Genomic DNA, 24,135 nt, shown 5'->3' on the forward strand with positions numbered 1-24,135 from the left:
GACAAAGGAGTTCCGCGAGTGCCTGGCACCAACTTGACCCGCGAGGAGGCCCGTACCCGGGCCGCGCTTCTCCACGTGGACGCGTACGACATCGAGCTCGACCTGGGCTCGGCCCGCGAGGGAGGTACCTTCCGCTCCACCACCGTGGTCCGCTTCACCGCCACCACCCCCGGCGCCGACAGCTTCATCGATCTCGTCGCGCCCCGCGTCGCCGAGATCGTGCTGAACGGCGAGGCACTGCCGCTGGAGAACTTCTCCGACAGCCGGATCGCGCTGCCCTCGCTCAAGGCCCACAACGAGCTGCGGGTGGTGGCCGACTGCGCGTACACCAACACCGGTGAGGGCCTGCACCGCTTCGTCGACCCGGTGGACGGCGAGACCTACCTCTACACCCAGTTCGAGGTCCCGGACGCCCGCCGCGTCTTCGCCTCCTTCGAACAGCCCGACCTGAAGGCCTCGTTCAAGTTCACCGTGACCGCCCCCATGGGCTGGGCCGTGGTCTCCAACTCCCCCACCCCGACCCCGGTCGGCGAAGGGGACACCCAGGTCTGGCACTTCGAGCCGACCCCGCGGATCTCCTCCTACATCACCGCGCTGATCGCCGGCCCGTACGTGGGCGTCTTCGACACCTACGAGAAGGACGGGAAGAAGGTCCCGCTGGGCGTCTACTGCCGTCCCTCACTGCGCGAGTTCCTGGACGCCGAGGCGGTCTTCGAGGTCACCAAGCAGGGCTTCGACTACTTCCAGGAGAAGTTCGACTTCGCCTACCCCTTCGCCAAGTACGACCAGCTGTTCGTCCCGGAGTTCAACGCCGGCGCGATGGAGAACGCGGGCGCCGTCACCCTGCGCGACCAGTACGTCTTCCGGTCCAAGGTGACCGACGCGGCGTACGAGGCCCGGGCCGCGACGATCCTGCACGAGCTCGCCCACATGTGGTTCGGCGATCTGGTCACCATGGAGTGGTGGAACGACCTCTGGCTGAACGAGTCCTTCGCCACCTTCGCCGAGGCCGTCTGCCAGGCCGAGGCCCCCGGCTCGAAGTGGCCCAACTCCTGGACCACCTTCGCCAACCAGATGAAGACCTGGGCGTACCGGCAGGACCAGCTGCCCTCCACCCACCCGATCATGGCGGAGATCAACGACCTGGAGGACGTCCAGGTCAACTTCGACGGCATCACCTACGCCAAGGGCGCCTCGGTGCTCAAGCAGCTGGTCGCCTACGTCGGCCAGGACGCCTTCTTCAAGGGCGTGCAGGCCTACTTCAAGGCCCACGCCTGGGGCAACACCCGCCTCAGCGACCTGCTCGGCGCTCTGGAGAAGGCCAGCGGCCGCGATCTGAAGACCTGGTCCAAGGCCTGGCTGGAGACCGCCGGCATCAACGTGCTGCGCCCCGAGATCACCCTCAACACCGACGGCCAGATCGAGTCCTTCGCGGTCATCCAGGAGGCCCCCGCGCTGCCCGCCGGTGCCAAGGGCGAGGCCGTGCTGCGCCCGCACCGGATCGCGATCGGCGCCTACGAGCTGACCGACGGCAAGCTGGTCCGCACCGACCGGATCGAGCTGGACGTCAACGGCCCGCGCACCGAGGTCCCGCAGCTGGTCGGCACGCACCGGCCCGCCGTACTCCTGCTCAACGACGACGACCTCTCCTACGCCAAGGTCCGCCTGGACGAGGACTCGCTCGCCGTCGTCACCCAGCACCTCGGCGGCTTCACCGAGTCGCTGCCGCGCGCCCTGTGCTGGGCCTCCGCCTGGGACATGACTCGCGACGGCGAACTCGCCACCCGCGACTACCTGTCGCTGGCCGTCTCGGGTCTGGCCGAGGAGACCGACATCGGCGTGGTCCAGTCGGTGCACCGCCAGGTCCAGCTGGCCCTGCAGTCCTACGCCGCCCCGTCCTGGCGCGAGCAGGGCCTGGCCCGCTGGGCCGAGGCCGCCGAGCAGCAGCTGCGCGCCGCCGCCCCCGGCAGCGACCACCAGCTGGCCTGGGCCCGCGCCCTGACCGCGGTCGCCCGCACCGACGACCAACTCGACCTGCTGGCAGGCCTGTTGGACGGCACCAAGACCCTGGATGGCCTGACCGTCGACACCGAGCTGCGCTGGACGCTGCTCTCCCGCCTGGTCGCCACCGGACGCGCCGACGACAAGGCGATCGACGCCGAGCTGGCCCGCGACAACACCGCCGCCGGGCAGGAGCACGCCGCGAGCTGCCGGGCCGCCCGACCGACCGCCGCCGCCAAGGCCGAGGCCTGGGCCTCGGTGGTCGAGTCCGACAAGCTCACCAACTACGTCCAGGACGCGGTGATCGGCGGCTTCCAGCAGGCCGACCAGCGTGAACTCCTCGCCCCCTACAGCGCGAAGTACTTCGCCGCGGTCAAGGGCATCTGGGAGACCCGCAGCCACGAGATCTCGCAGCAGATCATCACCGGGCTGTACCCGTCGTTGTTGGTCGAGCAGGCCACGCTGGACGCCACCGACGCCTGGCTGGCTTCCGCCTCGCCCGCGCCGGCGCTGCACCGGATGGTGATCGAGGCCCGTGCGGGGGTCGAGCGCGCGCTCAAGGCGCAGGCCGCCGACCACGCTGCGGGGGCCCGGGCGCTGGGGCACTGACGCCCGAGCGGGCGCCCGAGCGATCCGGGGGTGCGGGGCAGTGGTCGATCGACTGCCCCGCGCCCCGAAGGGCGTGCCCATGCCGAAAGGGAGGAGCGAGGAAGCAGGGGGCACCTCCCAGCCTCCCCCAGCCTCCGGCTGGGAGGTGCCCCCTGGCTGGGGGAGACCGTCGGCGTCGGGTCAGAGCGCCCGGAGGCGAAGGGCGAACAACGTCACGCCCCCGGCGGCGCGCTCCCCGGACGGACCGGTATCCGCACCGTGAACGAGGTACGGCCCGGGCGGGTCGAGAGGTCGACCGTCCCGTGGTGGGCCGCGGTGACCGCGCGGACGATGGCGAGGCCGAGACCGGTGCTACCGGTGGTGCGGGCCCTGGCGGGGTCACCGCGGACGAAGCGTTCGAAGATCCGCTCCGCGAGGGCCGGTTCGATGCCGGGACCGGTGTCGGTCACGCTGAGGCGGATTCGGCTGTCGTCGCTGGCGGCGGCCGAGAGCGCGAGCGTCACCCGGGTGCCCTCCGGGGTGTGCACCCGGGCGTTGGCGAGCAGGTTGCCCACCACCTGCCGCAGCCGGTCGGCATCGCCCGTGACCAGGACCGGATCCTCGGGCAGTTCCAGCCGCCAGCGGTGGCCGGGCCCTGCGGCGCGGGCGTCGGCGGTGCAGTCCAGCGCCAACCGGGTCAGGTCCACCTCCTCGGCGGCGAGCGGCCGGCCCGCGTCCAGCCGGGCCAGCAGCAGCAGGTCCTCGACGATCGCGCCCATCCGCTGCGCCTCCGCCTCGATCCGGCCGAGCGAGTGCCGTACTTCGTCCGGCACCGGGCCCGGATGCCGCAGCGCCAGTTCGGCGTGGCCGCGTACCGCCGCCACCGGGTTGCGCAGCTCGTGGCTGGCATCGGCGGCGAAGGTCCGCAGCCGTTCCTCGACCGACTGGCGGCGGGCGAGCGCGTTCTCCACGTGGCCGAGCATCCGGTTGAGCGCCGCACCCACCCGGCCGACCTCGGTGGCGAGGTCGTCGTCGGGCACCCGGACCGGCACCGCGACCTCCCCGCTGGCCAGCGGCAGCCCGCTCACCCGCTCGGCCGCGCCGACCACCCGGTCCAGCGGGCGGAGCGAGATCCGGACCCAGAGCGCCCCGGCGACCCCGGTCGCGACCAGCGCCACCGCGAACACCACCAGCTCGATCATGACCAGCCGGTGCACCGCGCCCTCCACCGGGCTCAGCGGCAGCCCGGTGACCAGCACGTCGCCGTCCCGCCCGGCAGTCGCACGCAGCCGGTAGCCGGCCAGGTCGGAGAGTTCGACACTGCGGGCCGCGCCGCCGGGCGGCAGGGCGGCCAGGGCCCGGCGGTCGGCGGCGGTCAGCACGACCCTGTCGTCGGTGTCCGCGGCCACCGTCCCCTCGGCCACCTCCGGGTCGTCGGCGTCGCCGTCCACCACCCGGGCGGCGGTGACCGTGCCGTTCAGCAGCCGGGCGCCGAAGGTCCCCGGCGCCTGGGCCCTGGTGTCGCCACGGGCCGCGCCGCCCCCGTCCCGCGATCCCTGGTGCTCCAGGCTGGCCGCGTAGCGGCCGCCGGTGTCGGTGAGCTGCTGGTCGAGCCGGTCCACCAGGAAGTGCCGCAGCGCCTGGGCGGTGGCCAGTCCGACGCCCGCACAGGTGAGCAGCAGCAGGGCGAGCAGTCCGGCTATCAGTCGGGCCCGCAGGGTGCGCGGCACACTGCGGCCGAGGACGCCCCGAGCCCGGCGGATCACCGGGGCGCCTTGATCACGTAGCCCGCACCCCGGACGGTGTGGATCATCGGGGTCCGGCCGAGGTCCACCTTCTTGCGCAGATAGCTGATGTAGAGCTCGACCACGTGCGCCTGTCCGCCGAAGTCGTACGACCAGACCGCGTCGAGGATCTGCGCCTTGCTCACCACCTGCCTGGGGTGCTGCATCAGATAGCGCAGCAGGGCGAACTCGGTGGGGCTGAGCTCCACCGCCTCGCCGCCGCGGCACACCTCGCGGGCGCGCTCGTCGAGCACCAGGTCGCCCAGTACCAGCGCGCCCTCAGGCACCTCGGGCCAGGCGGCTCCGGCCGGCTGCGCGCGCCGGAGCAGGCTGCGCAGCCGGACCACCACCTCGGCCAGGCTGAACGGCTTGGTGACGTAGTCGTCGCCCCCGGCAGCCAGCCCGGAGATCCGGTCCTCGACGGCGTCCCTGGCGGTCAGGAACAGCACCCTGGTCTCCGGCCGGGCGGCGTGGATCCGCTGCAGGACCTCCATCCCGTCGAAGTCCGGCAGCATCATGTCCAGCACCACGGCGTCGGGCCGCCACTCGGCCGCCGCCTCGACGGCCGCCCGCCCGGCAGTGGCCCCGCGCGCCTCCCAGCCCTCGTAGCGGAGCGCCCCGCAGAGCACCTCGACCAGGTCGGGCTCGTCGTCGACGACCAGGATCCGCCACGGGCACCGCTCGGGCTCGGCTGGGTGGTCCATGGGCACGTCCTGGGGGTCGACTCGTCACCGGGAACTGCCATCTTGCCTGCCCGCGATGAGAATGCGGTGAGATCCGCTCCTCGCCCCAGATCCGGGAAATGCCAGCTGACCTGGGAAAACGCCGGATTTTCGACCGGCCGGCAGCGGCCGTTTCATAGCCGACTGAGAGCTTGCGGTGCCAGGGTTGCCACCGAGCTGCCCCGGACGGCGAGGAGGTACCCCGTGGCTGCACCCGCCCACACCGACCAGCGCAGACCGCTTGCGGCCCCCGCACGGCGGCGCGCGCCCCGGCCCCGACGGCTGCCGGACGAACTGCTGCCGGCGGCCGCCCTGGCGGCGATCGCCTCCGGTGCCCTGGGCCTGCTCGCGCTGTGGTGGCGGGACACCCCGTGGGTCGTCGGCACCGCCCAGTGGCTGACCGAGTCCGGCCGGATCACCGGCCTGCTGGCCGGGTACGCCGCCCCCGTCCTGCTGCTGCTGATGGCCCGCATCCCGCTGCTGGAGCGGGAACTGGGCGCGGACCGGCTGGCCCGCTGGCACGCGATGGGCGGGCGCTATCTGGTCGGGCTGGTCTCGCTGCACGTGGTGACGATCGTCTACGGCTACGCGCTGACGGACCGGCAGGGGCCGATCGGCGAGGGGGTCGAGATCGTCTTCCACTTCCCGGACATGCTCAAGGCCACCCTGGCCACGCTGATCATGTTCGGTACCGGCGCCGTCTCGGCCCGGGCCGCACGCCGCCGGCTGCGCCACGAGACCTGGTACTACCTGCACCTGGCCACCTACCTGGCGGTGGCGCTCGGCTTCGGCCACCAGCTGGCCACCGGCGCCAACCTCGGCGAAGGTCCGGCCCGCGCCGCCTGGTACGCGCTGTACCTCGGCACGGCGGCCCTGATCGGCTGGTACCGGCTGGCGGTGCCGTACCTGCGGGACCGGCGGCACCGGCTGCGGGTCGCCGAGGTGCGCCCGGAAGGGCCGGGGGTGGTCTCGGTCTTCCTGACCGGCGAGCGGCTGGCGGAGCTGCGGGCGGAGTCCGGGCAGTTCTTCCGGCTGCAGTTCCAGACGCCCGGCCTGCGCTGGGCCGCCAACCCGTACTCGCTCTCCGCTCCCCCGCAGCACGGCTTCCTGCGGTTCACCGTCAAGAACCTCGGTGACCACAGCGCCGCGGTGGCCGGGCTCCGGCCCGGTACCAAGGTCCGCGCCGAGGGCCCGTACGGTGCCTTCACGGCGCGTCGGCGGCGCGGGCACCGGGTGCTGCTGCTGGGTGTCGGGGTCGGGATCACCCCGCTGCGCGCGCTGTTCGAGACGCTGCCCGGCGAGCCGGTCCTGGTGCAGCGTGCCCGGCGACCCGAGGACTTGCTGTTCCGCGCGGAACTGGCCGCCGTGGCCCGGGCCAGGGGCGCCCGGTACCACGAGTTGGTCGGCAGCCGGCAACAGGTCGGCGACCTGGGTGCCGCGCTCCGGCGGCTGGTCCCCGACCTGGCCCGCCACGAGGTCTACCTGTGCGGGCCGGACAGCCTCGCCGAGGAGGCCGTCCGGGCGCTGCGGGCCGCCGGGGTCCGGCGGTCCCGGATCCACCACGAGTCCTTCGTCCTCTGATCTGCTCAGGAGCCCATCGTGCGACGAGCCGTCGTCACCAGTACCGCCACCGTGGCAGGGGTGATCCTGCTGCTGTCGCTGAAGCCCCACGGGGGCACGCACACCACCGCCCAGGTGATCAGCACCGGCCCCGTCCCCGGCACGGGTGCGACCCCCGCTGCGGGTCCGACTCCCGGTGCCGGGGCGACCCCCGGGGCGGGAACGGGCTCGGCGGCGTCGCAGACGGTCACGGGCGATGCCGTCGACACCCGCTACGGCCCGGTGCAGGTACGGGTGTCGCTGAGCGGCGGGCGGATCAGCCGGATCGACGTCCTTCAGTACCCCGACAGCAGCGGCCACGACCGGCGGATCAACGCCGACGCCCTCCCTACGCTCAACCAGGAGGCCATGGCCGCCCAGAGCGCGCAGATCGACGCGGTCTCCGGCGCGACGTACACCAGCGACGGCTACACCCGCTCGCTGCAGAGCGCGCTGGACAAGGCGGGCACCCGGTGATCCGGCACGCCGAGCACGTCATGGGCACGGTGTTCTCCTTCGCCGTCCGCGACCCCGGGCCCGGGGTCGCGGAGGCGCTCGAACGGGTGGTCCGCCGGCTGCACCGGATCGACGAGGTCTTCTCGACCTACCGGTCGCAGAGCGACATCAGCCGGTTCGGACGCGGGGAGCTGACGCTCGCCCAGTGCGATCCGGCGGTCGCCGAGGTGCTGGAGCGGTGCCGCGAGGTGGCCGCCGAGACCGGGGGATGGTTCACCGAACGGCCGGGCGGGCAGCTGGACCCGAGCGGGTGGGTCAAGGGCTGGGCGGTCGAGGAGGCGTCCGAGCACCTGCGGACCGCCGGCTCCCGGCAGCACCTGGTCTCCGGCGGCGGCGACGTACAGACCTGCGGCGGCCCCTGGCGGATCGGGATCGCCGACCCTCTGCAGCCGGGAGGCGTCGCCGCCGTGGTGGCGGGTCACGACCTGGCCGTCGCCACCTCGGGCACCGCCGAACGCGGCGCCCACATCCTCGACCCGCACACCGGCCGGCCGGCCACCGGCCTGGCCTCGCTCACCCTGGTCGGCCCCCGCATCGCCCGCACCGACGCCTGGACCACCGCCGCCTTCGCCATGGGACCCGGCCGCGGCCTCGCCTGGGCGGCCGCCCGCCCCGAGGTCGAGGCCCTCGCCATCCTGCCCGACGGCACCCAGCGCCGGACCCCCGGCTTCGGCTCCGCGGAACACGCCTAGCCCTAGCCGCACCGCCTCCGGCGCCCTCGCCCGGCACGAACCACCACCGGACAAGCCGAAACGCCGCCGGGGCTGCTCCCCCGGCGGCGTTCGCGGTCTTCTGCTACGGCTGTGCCGCGCTTACTTCTTCTTGGCCTTGGGCGACATCACCATGACCAGTCCGGCAATGATCGCGAAGAGCACCAGCGGGGCCAGCACGAACAGCCCGACGGTCTGGGCCACGCCTATACCGGCGCCCGGGTCGTCACCGTCGTCCCGGGTCACGGCCATGGCGGGCGACGACATCAGCATCATCAGCGTGGCCGCTGCGGTGACCGCACCAGCGCGCAAAGCGTTCCTCTTGTCCACGTTTCCAAGGTACCGGCCCCTTACTGACCTCCGCGCGCCGGGGTGTGCCTCCCGAGCCCCGGTGCGACGCCCTCCGTGAGCGCCGCCACCAACCGGGCGGTACCGGGGGCCGCGGCCAGCTGGTCCAGGGTCACCGGCCGACCGGTCCGATCGGCCACCGGGAGCCGCCAGTTGGGGTACTGGTCCCAGGTGCCGGGCAGGTTCTGCGGGCGCGGATCGCCGACGGTGTCCGGCAGCCAGACGCCGACCAGAGCGGCTGGGGTGGCGAGCAGGAAGCCGTACAGCGCCTCCGGACTCAGGGCGTCCCCCTCGGCCAGCAGCCCGGACCGGACCAGCTCGGCCCGCCACTCGGCCAGTTCGCGCACCGCCCCGGCCTGTTCCTCCCCGAGCGGGCGGGTCAGCAACCCGAGCCGGTGCCGCAGCTCCACGTGCTCGCCGCTGAGCCTGGCCGCGGTGCTCGGCAGGTCGTGGGTGGTGAGGGTGGCCAGGCAGTCGGCCCGCCAGAACTCCGGCGGCAGGACGGCACCGCCCAACCGCCAGTCCCGCTCGAACCAGAGCACCGAGGTGCCGAGGATCCCGTGCGCCGCCAGTTCCTCCCGCACCCCGGGCTCCACCGTGCCCAGGTCCTCGCCGATCACCCGGGTACCGGCCCGGTGCGCCTCCAGCGCCAGCACCCCGAGCATCGCCTCCGCGTCGTAGCGGACGTACGCCCCCTGGGTCGGCGGGTGCCCGGCCGGCACCCACCAGAGCCGGAACAGGCCCATCACGTGGTCGATCCGCAGCGCCCCGGCGTGCCGGGCGGCCGCCCGCAGCAACTCCGCGTACGGTGCGTAGCCGCTCGCCGCCAGCGCGTCGGGGCGCCACGGCGGCAGGCCCCAGTCCTGGCCGTGCGGGTTGAACGCGTCCGGCGGGGCACCGACCGAGATGCCCTCGGCCAGGACGTCCTGCAGCACCCAGGCGTCCGCGCCCTCCGGGTGCACCCCCACCGCGAGATCGTGGATCAGACCGATCGGCATGCCCGCCCGCTCGGCCGCGCCCTGCGCGGCACCGAGCTGCTCGTCCACCAGCCAGGCCAGCCAGCGGTGGAACTCGATCAGCCCGGCGTGCTCGGCCCGCGCCGCGGCCACCTGCGGACTGTCCGGCCGGCGCAGTCCCTTCGGCCAGCCGCGCCAGTCACTGCCGTGGACGTCGGCCAGCGCGCACCAGGTGGCGTACCGCTCCAGCCAGTCGCCCTCGCGCCGGACGAACGCCCGGTACGCGGCCTCCCGGCCCGCCCCGCGAGGCACCCGGTGCAGCCGCTCCAGCGCCTCGCGCTTGAGGACCCAGACCTCGTCCCGGTCGATCAGCCCGTCGTGGCGCAGCACCTCCTCGCGCAACCTGGCGGCCCGGACGGGGAGTTCACCGAGATCGGCGTAGGGGTACTCGGGGACCGCCTCGATCCGCAGGTGCACCGGGTCGGCGAAGCGACGCGAGGAGGGGCGGTAGGGCGACGGATCGGAAGGCATCCCCGGACGTCCCGCGTGCAACGGGTTGATCTGCAGGAAGCCCGCCCCCAGCGCGCTGCCCGACCAACTCGCCAGCTCCGCCAGGTCCCCGAGGTCGCCCATCCCCCACGAGCGCTCCGACAGCACCGAGTACAGCTGCGCCAGGAAGCCCCAACTGCGACCCTGCGGCGCGGGCACCCGCCGCGGCGCCACGATCAGCGCGGCGCTCTGCTCCCGCCCGTCCAGCCGGACCGTCAACCGGTGCCGCCCGAGCGGGAGATCGGCGGGCAGCCAGTGCGAACGCCCGCCGGGCAGCGTCCACTCCCCGCCGTCCTCCAGGGCGATGCTCAGGCGTGCCCGGGCCGGCACGTCCAGCGCCGTCCGCCGGCCGGCCCGCACCACCACGCACGGCGGCAGCAACCGCCCCGCCGCGGCGGCCCGGTGGCGCTCCGACGACTTCCGCACCGCCTCGGGAGTGCGCGCGTCCACCCCGAGCGCGGCCAGCACCGCCACCAGCGTGTGCGCCGCCACCTGTACCGGCCCGCTGCCGGGGTCGTAGGTACTGTCCACCCCGTACGCGTGCGCCAGCGCCACCAACTCCGGCGGCGGGGGCGGCGCGTCCTCGGCGGGGGCCTGCGTGCTGCCGGCTGCTTCGGGACGGTCCAGATAAGCGGCCACTCTTGCACTCCTGCGGGTCCAGAAGGCGGTACGGGACTCCCCAGTCCTACCCGCGCCCACCGCACCCGACCCCGCACGACACGACCGGTCCCGACCACCGGACGGGTGAACCTGCCCTCGCGGCACGGCCATCGGGACCGGAGCCCGCGCACGGGCTGAGACCGGGCCGATCCGATGGTCGTTAGGGGAATGTATGGGACATATCATCTATACCCATCAGCCACGTTGACACCGGACCAGGTAGCTGGTGGGCTGTGCGGCGGGTGGGGCCGAGGGTGGCAAACCAGCCGGGGGTGTACAGGCACCGGGCCGGTGAACTGGGGTTTTCGGGTGCGAGGAGGCTGCTGTGCAGGCGCGGGTTTCGGAATTCGCGGGGCGGCGGCTGAGGCAGCAGATCGAGCACAGCGCGGCCTTGCGCGAGGTGCTCCAGCATCCGGCGGCGCTGGCCGCGCGCCGGGCGACGGCACGCACCGCACGGCAGCTGGCGCCGAAGACGGCGGACCGGCTGATCGCGGATCTCAAGGGCACCGAACCGCTGCTGGCCTCGGTGCGGGCCGAACGACGGGCCGTCGGCAGTGCCGGCCCCCGCCGGGCCGCGCTGCAGCTCGCGGCCACCCTGTCGGCCGCCGCGGTGGTGAGCGGACTGCTGGTGGGCCCGCCCGCGTACGCCGGTGCGCCGCAGGGGCAGACCGCGGTCAGCACTGCCCAGCAGGACCAGCCGGTGCAGCTGGGCACGGTGACCGACCCCCAGGTGTACCCGCGCCCGCAGGAACTCCGTACCTCCGGACGCCCCGTCAGCGTTCCCCGGGACGTGGTGCTGGCCGCCGCTCCCGACGCCGACGGCGCGGCGCTGGACGTGGTGCGCGAGGTGCTCGGCTCCGCCGGAGCCACCCGGATCACCACGATGGTGCCGCGGCTCCCGGACGCCGGGTCGCTGGTGGTGTACGTCGGCGGGCCCGCCGAGGGCTCGGGCGGCACGACCGACCGGGTGCTGCGCGAGCTCGCCGCGGCGGGCACGGCGGACAAGGACGCCCCCGTCCCCTCACTCGACGGGGTGCCGGGCGGCGGCTATCTGCTGACGATCGGCCAGCTGCCGGCCGGCGCCGGGACGTACGGCGCGGTGGTGCTCGCCGGGGTGGACAAGACCGGGACGTTCAACGCCGCACAGAGCCTGCGCCAGCTGCTCGCCCCGGTGCCCGCCGGCCAGGGGCAGAGCAGCGGGCCGGCCCAGGACGGACAGAGCCAGGAGGGCGACGCGAAGGGCTTCCCCGGCGTCAGCGTCCGGGACTGGCCGAGCGGCGCGCCCGTGCGCGGGATCGCCGAGTCCTTCTACGGCTCCCCGTGGACCACCGAACAGCGACTGAGCCAGTTGGACTTCCTCGGCCGCACCAAGCAGAACTTCTACCTCTACGCCCCGGGCGGCGACCCGTTCCGGCTCACCCGCTGGCGTGAGGCGTACCCCGAGGCACAGGCCGCCGACCTGCGGCAGCTGGCGGACCGGGCCCGGCGCAACCATGTCACGCTCGGGTACTCGATCGACCCCGGCCAGTCGTTCTGCTTCAGTTCCGACCGGGACGTGGACGCGCTGGTGGCCAAGCTGGACGGGCTCCGGCAGATCGGGTTCAGCGCCTTCCAGCTGCAGTTCCTGGACATCAGCTACGACGAGTGGCACTGCACCCTGGACCGGAAGAACTTCGGCAAGGGCCCGGCGGCCGCCGCCAAGGCGCAGGCCCAGGTGGTCGCCAAGGTGCAGGACCGGCTGATCGCCAAGCACCCCGAGCTGGCACCGCTGTCCATCGTCCCGACCGAGTACCAGCGGGCGGGCACCAGCCCGTACCGGTCGGCGCTGGCCGCCGCGCTGCCACGGGGCGTCCAGATCGCCTGGAGCGGCGGCGCGGTGATCCCCGCGAAGATCACGGACGCCCAGGCCGCCCAGGCCGCCCAGCAGGCGGCCGGCCACCCGCTGATGACGCTGGACAGCTACCCGGCCAACGACTCCACCCCGGACCGGCTCTACCTCGGCGGCTACACCGGCCGCGACCCGGGTGTGGCGAGCAGGTCGGCGGTACTGCTGACCTCCGCGATGAGCCAGCCCCTGGCCTCCCGGATCCCGCTGGCGACCGCGGCCGACTTCGGCTGGAACCCGTCCGGCTACCGCCCGGCCGACTCCTTGCAGGCCGCGCTGCGCCCGCTGGCCGGCGACGGCACCAAGCTCACGGCGCTCACCACGCTGGCGGCCAACAGCGAGTCCTCCCCGCTGGCGAAGGGCGAGTCCGGCTATCTGACGCCGCTGCTGGAGACGTTCTGGGCGGCGCTGGAGCCGAGCGCGGGCAGCCCGCCCGACCTGGCGAAGCTGCACGACGCGGCGGCACCGGTCCGGGCCGCCTTCACCACCATGGCCGGCGCCCAGCGCGCGCTCGCCCAGGAGCCGATCGGCGGCGAGGCCGCCCCCTGGCTGGCCCAGCTGAGCACCTACGGCCGGGCCGGGCAGTCCGCGGTGGACATGCTGCTCGCCCAGCGCGGCGGTGACGGCTCGGCCGCCTGGCAGGCCCGGACCGAACTGCGGCGACTGCGCGAGCAGCTGGCCCAGAGCGGGGCGACGGTCGGGTCGGGCGTGCTCGACCCCTTCCTGGACCGGGCGCTGCAGGCGGCGGACAACTGGTCGGGGGTCAGCGCGGGCTCGCTGACCCCGACCACCACGCTGGGCACCGCCAACGACCACGGCCCCGCGCTGATGGTGGACGGCGCCACGGACACCTTCTACTGGAGCTCCCGCCCGCCGCAGGCCGGCGACTCGATCGGGGTCGGCCTCGGGCCGGGGCGGGCGATCGGCCAGATCACGGTGCTGATGGGTTCCTGGGGCAACGACCCCGACGCCCTGAGCGCGGCCGACGACTACCTGCGCGACGGGGTGCTGGAGTACGCCACCGCCGACGGCGGCTGGAAACAGCTGGCCACGGTGCACAACCAGAAGACGATCACCCTCACGGCACCGGCCGGGACGGTCGCCAAGGCCATCCGGCTGCGGGCCACCAGCGGCCAGAAGACGGCGGTGGCGGTGCGCGAGTTCACGGTGGGGGCGCCGGGCGACACCCCGGCTACGGTCACCGGCGGCCCGGCCGCCGCGCCCGGCTCCTCGCCGTCGGCCGTGCTCGACGGCAATCCGGACACCGCGTTCCGCGCCGCCAGCGCACCGACCGCCGACGACGCCCCGCTCACCATCGAGCTGGGCACGGCCCGCCCGATGGACCGGGTGACCGTGCTGACCGACCCGACCGTGCGGGCCACCGCCACCGTCGAGGTGCGCCGGGCGGACGGCTGGGCGACGATCGGCACCGCGCAGCCCGGCTACAACGAGCTGCCGGCCGGCGGCCTCAGCGCGGACGCCATCCGGTTGACCTGGGCGCCCGGCGGCGAGCCGCCCGTGGTGAACCAGGTCATCCCCTGGTACACCGACATCCCGGCGGCCCGGCTCAGCCTGGCCGACGACTCCCTCGAGGTGGTCGCGGGCGCCCCGGCCCCCGCGCAGACCCAGGCCGTGGTCGAGTCCGGCCGCCCGGAGGGCGCCACCGGCGACCTCAAGACCGAGGTCCCGGCGGCGGCGAAGGGGCTGACGGTCACTCCGGCCGCCGCCGTCAACGTGCCGCGCGGCGGGAAGGTCGGCACCCCGCTGCTGGTGGCCGCTGCCAAGGACACCCCTTCGGGCACGTACCAGGTGCCGGTCACCTTCACGGCGGGCGGGACGACGGTCAGTCAGGTCCTCCAGGTGCGCGTGGTGCCCGCCACCGCCGGGGCCGACCTGGCGCGCACCGCCACGGCCACCTCCTCGGGCGACGAGACACCGGACTTCCCGGCCACCGCGGTCAACGACGGGGACCCGAAGACCCGGTGGTCCTCACCCGCGCGGGACGACGCCTGGGTGCAGCTGGCGCTGCCGCAGGCCGCCCGGCTGGGATCGGCGGTGCTGCACTGGCAGGCCGCGTACGCCTCCGCCTACAAGCTGCAGACCTCGCCGGACGGGGTCACCTGGACCACGGTCTCCTCGGTGACCGGCGGGAAGGGCGGGACGGAGACGGTGCGCTTCGACGCACCGGGGACGAAGTACCTGCGGCTGCAGGGCGTCTCACGGGCGACCAAGTACGGGTACTCGCTGTACGGCATCGAGCTGTACGCGGTCGCTCCTTGAGTGGGCCCGTGCGGGGTCGCTCCTTGAGAGGCGGTCTCCAGCGGCAGGGGTGAACATCCGCGGACTGGCCCGCTTCGCCGGCCGCCCGGCGCGAACGGCGGGCCGCCGGCGCTCCCACTGAGGGGTGCGCCGGCGGCCCATGAGGCGTACCGGTCGGTGTGACGGGCAGGCCCGTGTCGGTCAGGCGGAGAGCGGTTCCGGAGAGGGACGGTCGCCCCGGTGGACTGGGTGGACGGGGTGGGAGCGGCCGAGTGCGGCCGGCAGGGCCGTGTTCGACTCGGTATGGTCGTGGTGCTCGTACTCGCGGAACTGCTCGACCCCGCCGTACGGCTCCAGGTAGGGCCGCCAGCTCGGGTCCTTGATGCCGGTACCGATGACGCGCCAGGCCAGGCCGCTGGGCGGGGCCGGGGGGCGCTTCATCCGCCAGCCGAGTTCGGTGAGGTGGCGGTCGGCCTTGGTGTGGTTGCAGCGGCGGCAGGCCGCCACCACGTTGTCCCAACGGTGCTGGCCGCCCCGGCTGCGCGGGATCACGTGGTCGACGCTGGTGGCGGTGGCACCGCAGTAGACGCAGCGCCCGTGGTCACGGGCGAACAGCGCGCGGCGGGTGAGGGGGACGGGGCCTCGGAACGGGACCCGGACGAAGCGGGTCAGTCGGACGACGGACGGCGCCGTGACGGCGCTGGTGGCGCTGTGCAGAGTGACTCCCGAGTCCTCCAGGCTGACCGCCTTGTGGTTGAGGACCAGGATGAGCGCTCGGCGCATGGACACCACGCCGAGCGGCTCGTAGGACGCGTTGAGGACCAGGACATGCGGCACGGATGCCTCCTTGGACGCCTGCGGCGCGTGGCTCGCGCCGGGACGAGCGGGTGATCGCGTCGTTTTCTCCGCAACGCGATCTCCACCAGTGTCGCCTTACGCCGTGGCGGGGCGCCACCACTCCTGTGTAACGGGTCTGATGTGGGTTCCGTCATAGCGGGTATGCCCACCCTCCGGCGCCGGTGCACCGCGAGGCCGCTGGTCGGGGCGCACCTGCGGCTGCGACGGGGGCTCGCGGGGTCCCTGATGGGGCGTCCGTCCGGGTGTCGCGCGGCCGCTACGCTGGTCCGGAACCACCGATCCCTGTTGGAAAGAGGCTCCGTACGTGTTCCGGTCCGGTGTCACCGGCCTTCTCGCCAGCGCGGCCCCCACCGCCACCCCCACCGCCACCCCCTCCGCCCCCTCCTCGTCCGACCCCCTGCCCAAGCTCGACCTCAAGCTGCCGACCAGTGCGAACGAGGTGTCGGCCAGCACCCGGCAGGCGGCGAGCTGGCTGGACGCCAACTGGCAGAGCTGGGTCGAGGGACTGCTGCGGATCGTCTTCCTGGTGCTGCTGGCGCTGGTGCTGCGGGCCATGGTCCGCAAGCTGATCACACAGCTGGTAACGCGGATGACCCGGCACCACGAGCACGACTCGGACTACGGCCGGCTCGGCGGACTGCTGGCCAACCACGGGGTGGTGAACCCCGAGCGGCGCCAGCAGCGGGCCGAGGCGATCGGCTCGGTGCTGCGCAGCGTGGCCTCGTTCAGCATCCTGGGGACGGCCGCACTGATGGTGCTGTCCGCACTCGGGGTGAACCTGGCCCCGCTGCTGGCCAGTGCCGGTGTCGCCGGTGTGGCGATCGGTTTCGGCGCGCGGAACCTGGTGACGGACTTCCTCTCCGGGGTCTTCATGATCATGGAGGACCAGTACGGCGTCGGCGACGAGATCGACACCGGGGTGGCCAGCGGCACCGTGCTGGAGGTGGGCCTGCGGGTCACCAAGCTGCGCGGGGGCAACGGTGAGATCTGGTACATCCGCAACGGCGAGGTGAAGCGGATCGCCAACATGAGCCAGGGCTGGGGCACCGCCACGGTGGACGTCCAGATCGCCTACCGGGAGGACCTGGAGCGGGTCGAGGGACTGATCAAGGAGACCGCCGAGCAGCTGGGCAAGGAGACCCCGTACGACGAGCTGATCTGGGGCCGGGTCAAGGTGCTGGGCGTGGAGTCGGTGGCGGCCGACTCGGTGGTGCTGCGGGTGGAGGCCAGGACCACGCCGGGCGAGTCGGCGAAGGTCGGCCGGGCGCTGCGGCAGCGGCTGAAGCTCGCCTTCGACGAGGCCGGGGTGAAGCTGAAGGAGGATCCTGCGCCGGTGGTGGCGGCACCCGCCGTGGAGTCGTCCGCGCCCTCGGCACTGGCCGATCCCAGCTCGGCGCGCTCACTGGCCGCCAAGCCGATCCCGCTGCCGACCGACTGACCCCACACCCGGCGGAGAGCCCCGTCCACCCGAGCGGTGGTGGACGGGGCTCTCCGCGTTCCCGGTAACGCTTCGGCATCCACCCGCCATGCGGTCATTGACACCCTCCGGCGGCGGGACCTAACGTCCTCTCAGCGATTGGAAACTTTCCTAACAGTTCCTGGCAGTCAGCTTTCCCACCCCAGCGCCGCACGGACCGCCAGGGACAGAGGAGGATCGGGCCGTGAACGACAAGATCCCCACCCCGTCGGGCAGACCCACCCCGTTGGCCGGCACCCCCAGCCTGCTGCGCGCGATCAACGACCGGGCCGCCCTGGAGCTGCTGCTGGCGCACGGCCCGCTCTCCCGCACCCAGATCGGCGCGATGACCGGGCTCTCCAAGCCCACCGCCTCCCAGCTGCTGGCCCGTCTCGAGTCGGCCCGGCTGGTCGAGGCGGTGGGCACCACGGCCGGCGGCCCGGGGCCGAACGCACAGCTGTACCGGGTCAACCCCGCCGCCGCGTACGTCGCCGGGCTCGACGTGGACACCGCCCGGGTGCGGGTCGCCGTCGCCGACATCACCGGCACCGTGCTCGCCGAGCACACCGTCCCCACCCGGGGCCGGCCCGCCACCGAGGCGGTGCCGCGGACGGTCGCGGCGGTCGCCGAGACGGTCCGGCAGGCCGGCCTCCCGGCGGACTGCCTGCGCGAGATCGTGATCGGAGTGCCCGGAGCGCTGGACCCGGTCAGCGGCAAGCTCAGGTACGCCTCGCACCTTCCCGGCTGGCACTCCCCCCGGCTGCTGGCCGAGCTGGCCGAGGCGCTCGGCACCACGGTGAGCATCGAGAACGACGTCAACCTGGCCGCCGTCGCCGAGCGCTCCTCGGGCGCCGCGCAGGGCTGCGACGACTTCGTGCTGCTCTGGGCCGCCGAGGGCGTCGGTGCCGCGATAGTGCTGGCCGGCCGGCTGCACCGGGGCTTCACCGGCGGTGCGGGCGAGATCGGCTACATGACGGTGCCCGGCGCCCCGGTGATGCACGACGTCCACCGCAAGAACTCCGGCGGATTCCAGGAACTCGTCGGTGAGGAGGCGGTGCTGGCCCTGGCCGCCGAGCACGGTCTGGCCGTGCCGACCGCCGAAGGGGCCGTCTGGCTCGCCCTGCGGACTCCCGGCGCGGGCGACCTGTTCCTGCGGACCCTGGCCGAACGGCTGGCCGTCGGCCTGTCGGTGGTGGTCGCGGTGGTCGACCCGGAGCTGCTGGTGCTCTCCGGCCGCACCCCCACCGCGGGCGGCGAACGGCTCTGCCGGCTGGTCCAGGAGGAACTGGCCAAGATCAGCATCCCCCGTCCCCAGGTGCGCTGCAGTACCTTGCCCGACTCCCCCGTCGTGCACGGCGCCCTGCAGCGCGCCCTGGCCGCCGCCCGGGAAGCGGCCTTCACGACCCACTGATGCTCCCGTCCCCCCGCGCACCGCCTCCCATTCCCCGAGCCGGGGCCGAAGGGCGATGCCGCCTGCCCCCGTCACCCCAGGAGGACCGACCGATGCACACCCCCCGCCGCTCCCGCCGCCCGGCCACCGCCGTGGGCTGCGCCGTCCTCGCACTCCTCGCCACCGCCTGCACCGGCACCGACCCGGCCGGGGGTACCGACGACTCGGCCTCGGGCAAGGACGTGACCATCACCTTCTGGCACGGCTGGAGCCAGGAGAACGAGACCAGGGCGGTCCAGGCCGACATCGACGCCTTCCAGAAGCTGCACCCCAACATCCACGTCAAGGTGGTCGGCAACATCGCCGACGACAAGAGCGAGCAGGCGCTGCGGGCGGGCGGCCCGGACGCACCCGACGTGGTGGCCTCCTTCAGCACCGACAACGTCGGCAAGTTCTGCTCGGCACACGTCTGGACCGACCTGAACCCGCTGCTGAAGAAGGACGGGATGGACCCGGCCAGGACCTTCCCGGCCGCGATGCTCAAGTACAGCCAGTTCGAGGGCGACCAGTGCTCGCTGCCGCTGCTCGGCGATGCGTACGGGCTCTACTACAACAAGACCGCCTTCGCCGCCGCCGGGATCACCGCGCCGCCGAAGACCTTCAGCGAGTTCGACCAGGACGCGGTCAAACTGACCGTGGCCGAGGGGGACGGCTACCGGCAGCTCGGCTTCATGCCGAACTTCCACGGCTACGAGTCCACCCCTTCCCACTACTTGGGCCAGTACGACGCCGACTACTTCGCCGCCGACGGCAGGTCGGACATCGCCACCGACCCCAAGGTCGCCGCGATGTTCACCTGGCAGAAGAACCTGATCGGAAAGCTCGGCGGCTTCGAGAAGCTGGAGAAGTTCCGTACCGGCTTCGGCGACGAGTACAGCGCCAAGAACCCGTTCGAGACCGGCCAGGTGGCGATGGCCATCGACGGCGAGTGGCGCACCGCCTCGCTCGCCGACGACAAGGTCCCCTTCGAGTGGGCCACCGCGCCCTTCCCGGTGCCGGACGACCAGGCCGACACCTACGGGCGCGGCTACCAGACCGGCACCGTCATCGGCATCGCCCGGACCAGCCGGAAGCAGACCGCCGCCTGGGAGCTGGTCAAGTACCTGACCTGCGACACCGACGCCGTGGTCGGCTTCGCCAACGCGATCCACAACGTGCCCAGCACCATCGCGGCACTGGGCTCGCCCAAGCTGAACGCCGATCCCAACTTCAGGACCTTCGTCGACATCGCCAGGAACCCGCACTCCAACACCACGCCGGCCAGCATCAACGGCGGCGCCTACCAGCTGTCGGTGCAGAACCTCGGCTACGCGTACGAGTCCGGGCAGCAGACCGATCTGGCGGCCGGGCTCGCGGCCACCGCCAAGGAGATCGACGCCGCCGTCGAGCAGGCGAAGTGACATGGCGGGCAACAGCACGGCCCACTCCGCGGCACTGCGGCGCAAGCGCCGCCGGGAGCGGGCCCGCACCCTGGCTTTCCTGTCCCCCTGGCTGATCGGCTTCGGCCTGTTCTTCGCCTACCCGCTGGTCTCCACCGTCTACTTCTCCTTCATGAAGTACGACGGCTTCACCGCCCCCGTCTTCAGCGGTCTGAAGAACTGGGACTACGTCTTCGACCACTACCCCTTCTTCTGGCAGGGGCTGCGCAACACCCTCTGGCTGGTGGTCGTGATGGTCGCCCTGCGGGTCGCCTTCGGCCTGGGCATCGGCCTGCTGATCACCAAGGTCAAGACCGGCGCCGGCTTCTTCCGGACCGCCTTCTACCTGCCGTACCTGGCACCACCGGTGGCCGCCACGATGGCCTTCGCCTTCCTGCTCAACCCCGGCACCGGGCCGGTCAACCACCTGCTCGGCGACCTGGGGCTGCCGCAGCCGGGCTGGTTCAACGACCCGTCCTGGTCCAAGCCGGCCCTCACCCTGCTGGCGCTGTGGGGCATCGGCGACCTGATGGTGATCTTCATGGCCGCGCTGCTGGACGTGCCCGGGGAGCAGTACGAGGCCGCCGAGCTGGACGGCGCGGGCGCCTGGCAGCGGTTCCGTTACGTGACCCTCCCGAACATCTCGCCGATCGTGGCGTTCGCGTTGGTCACCGGAGTGATCCAGACCATGCAGTACTACACGCAGGCGATCGTCGCCGGGAAGGTCGCCAGCGGGGTGATCGGCGGCTCCGGCCAGCAGTTCGAGCCCGGCTACCCGCACGGCTCCACCTGGACGCTGCCGCAGCTGGTCTACAACCTCGGCTTCCAGCGCTTCGACACCGGCTCGGCCTGTGTGGTCGCGCTGGTCCTGTTCGCCATCTCGATGGCCGTCACCTCGGCCCTGCTGCGCCGGCGTTCGGGCTTCCTCCTCGATGGAGCCGGCCTGGGGAGCGAGGACTGAGATGACCACGACCACCATGTCCCCGCCCGTGCCGGGAAAGACCGCCACCGCCGTGCGGCTGGCCCGCAGACGGGCCGTGCTGCACTGGGTGGCCGTCCACTCGACGGCCGTCGCGGCGGCGCTGTTCTTCCTGCTGCCGTTCGTCTTCGTCTTCCTCACCTCGGTGATGTCGGACCGCCAGGCGCTCACCGGCGACCTGTGGCCGCACCAGTGGCTGTGGAGCAACTACGCCAAGGTCTGGCGGACCCCCGGCTTCCTCGGCTGGTGGCGCAACACCCTGCTGTACGCCGGGCTGGGCACCGCGCTGACCGTCGTCTCCAGCGTCCCGGTGGCCTACGCGTTGGCCAGGTTCCGTTTCCGGGGCCGGAGGGTGGCCCTGATGGCGGTGATCTCGATGATGATGCTGCCGCCGCAGGTCACGGTCATCCCGATGTACCTGTTCTGGGCCAAGCAGCTCCATCTCTCCGGCTCGCTCTGGCCCCTGATCATCCCGATGGCGTTCGGCGACGCCTTCTCGATATTCCTGCTGCGGCAGTTCCTGCTGACCATCCCGAAGGAGTACGTCGAGGCCGCCAGGATCGACGGCTGCGGCGAGATCGGCTCCCTGCTGCGGGTGATCCTGCCGATGGCCAGGCCGGCCGTCGCGGCCGTCGCGCTGTTCCAGTTCTTCTACTGCTGGAACGACTACTTCGGCCCGCAGATCTACGCCAGCGAGAACGAGGGCGCCTGGACGCTCAGTTACGGCCTGGAGTCCTTCAAGGGCGCGCACCACACCGACTGGAACCTCACCATGGCCGCCACGCTGCTCGTGATGGCGCCGGTGATCCTGCTGTTCTTCTTCGCACAGAAAGCCTTCATCGAAGGCGTGACACTGACAGGGGTCAAGGGCTGATGTCTCTCAAACTGGCCGTCGTGGGCGGGGGTTCGACCTACACGCCGGAGCTGGTCGACGGGTTCGCCCGCCTGAGGGACACGCTCCCGATCGCCGAACTGGTGCTGATCGACCCGGCGGTGGAGCGGCTGGACCTGATCGGCGCGCTGGCCCGGCGGATCTTCGCCCGGCAGGGGCACCGCGCGACCGTCACCACCACCTCGGATCTGGCGGCGGGCGTGGACGGGGCCGACGCCGTACTGCTGCAGCTGCGGGTCGGCGGGCAGGCGGCCCGCAACGAGGACGAGACCTGGCCGCTGGAGTGCGGCTGCGTCGGCCAGGAGACCACCGGCGCAGGCGGGTTGGCCAAGGCACTGCGGACCGTCCCGGTGGTGCTGGACATCGCCGAACAGGTCCGCCGCACCAATCCGGACGCCTGGATCGTCGACTTCACCAACCCGGTCGGCATCGTCACCCGCGCGCTGCAGAGCGCCGGGCACCGGGCGGTCGGGCTGTGCAACGTCGCCATCGGCTTCCAGCGCAAGTTCGCCGCCCACCTGGGCGTCGCACCCGAGCTGGTCCGCCTCGACCACGTCGGCCTCAACCACCTCACCTGGGAGCGCGGCGTCACCCTGCTGGACGCCCCGGGCGCGGCGGGCGGCCGCGAGGTGCTGCCCGACCTGCTGGACGGCTTCGGCCCGCTGATCGCCGAGGACCTGCGGCTGCCGCTGCCGCTGATCCGCCGCCTCGGCGTGGTCCCCTCGTACTACCTGCGCTACTTCTACCAGCACGACGCGGTGGTCGAGGAGTTGCGGACCAAGGGCTCGCGAGCCGCCGAAGTCGCCGAGATCGAACGGCAGTTGCTGGCGCTGTACGCCGATCCGGCGCTGGACCGCAAGCCCGAACTGCTCGCCAGGCGCGGCGGCGCGTTCTACTCCGAGGCCGCCGTCCAGCTGATCGGCGCACTGCTCGGCACCAGCGGCGGCACCGACGTCCAGGTGGTCAACACCCGCAACGACGGCGTCCTGCCCTTCCTGCCCGACGACGCGGTGATCGAGGTGCCCGCCGAGGTGGACGCCCGGGGTGTCCGGCCGCTGCCGCAGCGGCCGGTCGAGCCGCTGTACGCGGGCCTGATCGCCGCGGTCACGGCGTACGAGCGGCTCGCCCTGGAAGCCGCCCTCAAGGGCGGCCGGGACCGGGTCTTCGACGCCCTGCTGGCCCATCCACTGGTCGGCCAGCTGGACCTCGCGGACCGGCTGACCGACCGGCTGCTGGCGCACAACCACGCCCACCTGAGCTGGGCCTGAACCGTCCCGGACGGTCCCATGCGACACCGGCCGGGCCCCTCCGGGCGCGGCCGGCTGCCCGAGGCGGCCGGACAGGACCTGGAACGAGGACTGATGGACCAACCGATGGACCGGCAGCAGACCGAGCAGCTTCCCGGCGTGCTCGCCATCGACGCCGGCAACAGCAAGACCGACGTCGCCCTGATCGGCGCCGACGGCACGGTGCACGGCTCGGCACGCGGCGGCGGCTTCCAGCCGCAGCTGGACGGCGCCGAGCAGGCCATCGCCGGGCTGGCCCCGCTGGTCGAGGCGGCGGCCGCCGAGGCGGGCCTCAGACCCGCCGACGGGGTACTCACCACCCACGTCAGCGCCTGCCTGGCCAACGCCGACCTGCCCGTCGAGGAGCAGCAGCTCCAGGCCGCGGTCGCCGCCCGGTCGTGGGGGCTGGGCAGCACCGTCGCCAACGACACCTTCGGGCTGCTGCGGGCCGGCACGGACGGGCCGCGCGGGGTCGCGGTGGTCTGCGGCGCCGGCATCAACTGCGTCGGGCTGCTGCCCGACGGCCGTACCGCGCGCTTCCCCGCCCTCGGCCGGCTCACCGGCGACTGGGGCGGCGGCGGGGGGCTGGCCGCCGAGTCGATGTGGCACGCCGCCCGCGCCGAGGACGGCCGCGGGTCCGCCACCGCGCTCGCCTCCGCCATCGCCGCGCACTTCGGGCTGCCGAGCGCGACCGCGGTGGCGGAGGCGATCCACCTCGGGCAGCTGGAACAGACCCGGCTGCACGAGCTCTCCCGGGTGCTGTTCCAGGTCGCGGAGGCGGGTGACACCATCGCGCTGCGCCTGATCGACCGTCAGGCCTGCGAGATCGCCGGCCTCGCGCTGGTCGCCATGCGCCGGCTGAACCTGCTGGACCAGCCGACACCGGTGGTGCTCGGCGGCGGAGTACTGGCCGCCCGGCAGCCCCTGCTGATCGACAACGTCACCGCCCGGCTGGCCGCCTCCGCACCGCTGGCCGAGCCCCGGGTCGTGGTCGCCCCGCCGGTCCTCGGCGCCGCCCTGCTCGGCCTGGACCAGCTCGCCGCGGGCAGGCTCGGCGGCGGCCCGGTGGCCGAACGCCGCCTGCGCGCCGCCTACGCCGCCCACCACGAGGCGGCCGCCTGAGGCCGCGGCCGGCAACCGCACCTCACGGCGGCCGGACCCGTCCGGCGGTACCGCGGCGTCCCGGCGCACCCGATCACCGGTCGGGTGCCCGGCCCGC

Annotated in this window: 16 protein-coding genes and 1 pseudogene; 12 read left to right on the forward strand and 5 right to left on the reverse strand. The window is 73.3% G+C overall.

All coding sequences use genetic code 11. From position 1 onward, the window contains the following. Positions 1 to 18: 18 nt before the first annotated feature. Positions 19 to 2,610 (forward strand): aminopeptidase N, encoded by a 2,592-nt coding sequence (gene pepN / locus ACZ5ON_RS27840; RefSeq protein WP_465598356.1) that lies wholly within the window; start codon positions 19 to 21, stop codon positions 2,608 to 2,610. A gap of 212 nt (positions 2,611 to 2,822) precedes the next feature. On the opposite strand, the gene ACZ5ON_RS27845 is transcribed toward pepN, so the two are convergent. Further along, positions 2,823 to 4,355, reverse strand: a complete 1,533-nt coding sequence (locus tag ACZ5ON_RS27845; RefSeq protein ID WP_465598359.1) for a sensor histidine kinase — start codon at positions 4,353 to 4,355, stop codon at positions 2,823 to 2,825. After that, a complete protein-coding gene (locus ACZ5ON_RS27850) occupies positions 4,352 to 5,077 on the reverse strand; it encodes a response regulator transcription factor (protein WP_465598362.1) in 726 nt (241 codons plus the stop codon). The genes ACZ5ON_RS27845 and ACZ5ON_RS27850 overlap by 4 nt, the downstream gene beginning before the upstream one ends. Positions 5,078 to 5,299: 222 nt before the next feature. Between ACZ5ON_RS27850 and ACZ5ON_RS27855 the strand changes: the two genes are divergently transcribed. Genes ACZ5ON_RS27855 through ACZ5ON_RS27865 form a run of 3 tightly spaced genes read left to right on the forward strand, consistent with a single transcriptional unit; the run spans position 5,300 to position 7,902 of the window. Beyond that, positions 5,300 to 6,676, forward strand: a complete 1,377-nt coding sequence (locus ACZ5ON_RS27855) for a ferredoxin reductase family protein (RefSeq protein ID WP_465598365.1) — start codon at positions 5,300 to 5,302, stop codon at positions 6,674 to 6,676. An 18-nt stretch (positions 6,677 to 6,694) separates the two neighbouring features. Next, entirely contained in the window at positions 6,695 to 7,171 is a 477-nt protein-coding gene (locus ACZ5ON_RS27860; protein ID WP_465598368.1) for an FMN-binding protein, read from the forward strand. Between the two features lie 20 nt (positions 7,172 to 7,191). After that, entirely contained in the window at positions 7,192 to 7,902 is a 711-nt protein-coding gene (locus tag ACZ5ON_RS27865) for an FAD:protein FMN transferase (protein WP_465598525.1), read from the forward strand. A gap of 120 nt (positions 7,903 to 8,022) precedes the next feature. Here the strand turns inward: ACZ5ON_RS27865 and ACZ5ON_RS27870 are convergent, their stop codons facing one another. Further along, complete coding sequence (locus ACZ5ON_RS27870) at positions 8,023 to 8,250, reverse strand: hypothetical protein (RefSeq protein WP_465598371.1); 228 nt, start codon at positions 8,248 to 8,250, stop codon at positions 8,023 to 8,025. 20 nt (positions 8,251 to 8,270) lie between these two features. Next, positions 8,271 to 10,412, reverse strand: a complete 2,142-nt coding sequence (malQ, locus tag ACZ5ON_RS27875) for a 4-alpha-glucanotransferase (protein WP_465598374.1) — start codon at positions 10,410 to 10,412, stop codon at positions 8,271 to 8,273. A gap of 346 nt (positions 10,413 to 10,758) precedes the next feature. Between malQ and ACZ5ON_RS27880 the strand changes: the two genes are divergently transcribed. Next, entirely contained in the window at positions 10,759 to 14,598 is a 3,840-nt protein-coding gene (locus ACZ5ON_RS27880; protein WP_465598377.1) for a beta-N-acetylglucosaminidase domain-containing protein, read from the forward strand. 321 nt (positions 14,599 to 14,919) lie between these two features. Here ACZ5ON_RS27880 and ACZ5ON_RS27885 read toward each other — a convergent pair. Next, positions 14,920 to 15,414 (reverse strand): annotated as a pseudogene (locus ACZ5ON_RS27885) (HNH endonuclease); the annotation flags it as partial. 325 nt (positions 15,415 to 15,739) lie between these two features. Between ACZ5ON_RS27885 and ACZ5ON_RS27890 the strand changes: the two are divergent. The 7 genes from ACZ5ON_RS27890 (at position 15,740) to ACZ5ON_RS27920 (ending at position 24,038) form a co-directional block, all read left to right on the forward strand. Further along, the gene (locus ACZ5ON_RS27890) at positions 15,740 to 16,873 is read left to right on the forward strand and encodes a mechanosensitive ion channel family protein (RefSeq protein WP_465598380.1); all 1,134 of its coding nucleotides are present in this window, start codon (positions 15,740 to 15,742) and stop codon (positions 16,871 to 16,873) included. Between the two features lie 223 nt (positions 16,874 to 17,096). Then, the gene (locus ACZ5ON_RS27895) at positions 17,097 to 18,302 is read left to right on the forward strand and encodes an ROK family transcriptional regulator (protein ID WP_465598382.1); all 1,206 of its coding nucleotides are present in this window, start codon (positions 17,097 to 17,099) and stop codon (positions 18,300 to 18,302) included. A gap of 92 nt (positions 18,303 to 18,394) precedes the next feature. After that, the gene (locus ACZ5ON_RS27900; protein ID WP_465598385.1) at positions 18,395 to 19,741 is read left to right on the forward strand and encodes an extracellular solute-binding protein; all 1,347 of its coding nucleotides are present in this window, start codon (positions 18,395 to 18,397) and stop codon (positions 19,739 to 19,741) included. Position 19,742: 1 nt separating this feature from the next. After that, complete coding sequence (locus ACZ5ON_RS27905; RefSeq protein WP_465598388.1) at positions 19,743 to 20,720, forward strand: carbohydrate ABC transporter permease; 978 nt, start codon at positions 19,743 to 19,745, stop codon at positions 20,718 to 20,720. 1 nt (position 20,721) lies between these two features. Continuing rightward, entirely contained in the window at positions 20,722 to 21,612 is an 891-nt protein-coding gene (locus ACZ5ON_RS27910; RefSeq protein WP_465598391.1) for a carbohydrate ABC transporter permease, read from the forward strand. Then, positions 21,612 to 22,898, forward strand: a complete 1,287-nt coding sequence (locus ACZ5ON_RS27915) for a 6-phospho-beta-glucosidase (protein WP_465598394.1) — start codon at positions 21,612 to 21,614, stop codon at positions 22,896 to 22,898. Before ACZ5ON_RS27910 ends, ACZ5ON_RS27915 begins: the two co-directional genes overlap by 1 nt. A 105-nt stretch (positions 22,899 to 23,003) precedes the next feature. Then, on the forward strand, positions 23,004 to 24,038 hold the full coding sequence (locus ACZ5ON_RS27920; protein WP_465598528.1) for an N-acetylglucosamine kinase: 1,035 nt from the start codon (positions 23,004 to 23,006) through the stop codon (positions 24,036 to 24,038). Positions 24,039 to 24,135: the final 97 nt, after the last annotated feature.

It is taken from the genome of Kitasatospora sp. NPDC032150 (assembly GCF_055579945.1).

What these genes read in the sequence shown, in the direction of transcription:
- ACZ5ON_RS27905 (WP_465598388.1), top strand. Translation starts at nt 19,743, where the DNA reads ATGGCGGGCAACAGCACGGCCCACTCCGCGGCACTGCGGCGCAAGCGC.
- ACZ5ON_RS27865 (WP_465598525.1), top strand. Translation starts at nt 7,192, where the DNA reads ATGGGCACGGTGTTCTCCTTCGCCGTCCGCGACCCCGGGCCCGGGGTC.
- ACZ5ON_RS27915 (WP_465598394.1), top strand. Translation starts at nt 21,612, where the DNA reads ATGTCTCTCAAACTGGCCGTCGTGGGCGGGGGTTCGACCTACACGCCG.
- ACZ5ON_RS27910 (WP_465598391.1), top strand. Translation starts at nt 20,722, where the DNA reads ATGACCACGACCACCATGTCCCCGCCCGTGCCGGGAAAGACCGCCACC.
- ACZ5ON_RS27850 (WP_465598362.1), bottom strand. Translation starts at nt 5,077, where the DNA reads ATGGACCACCCAGCCGAGCCCGAGCGGTGCCCGTGGCGGATCCTGGTC.
- ACZ5ON_RS27920 (WP_465598528.1), top strand. Translation starts at nt 23,004, where the DNA reads ATGGACCGGCAGCAGACCGAGCAGCTTCCCGGCGTGCTCGCCATCGAC.
- ACZ5ON_RS27900 (WP_465598385.1), top strand. Translation starts at nt 18,395, where the DNA reads ATGCACACCCCCCGCCGCTCCCGCCGCCCGGCCACCGCCGTGGGCTGC.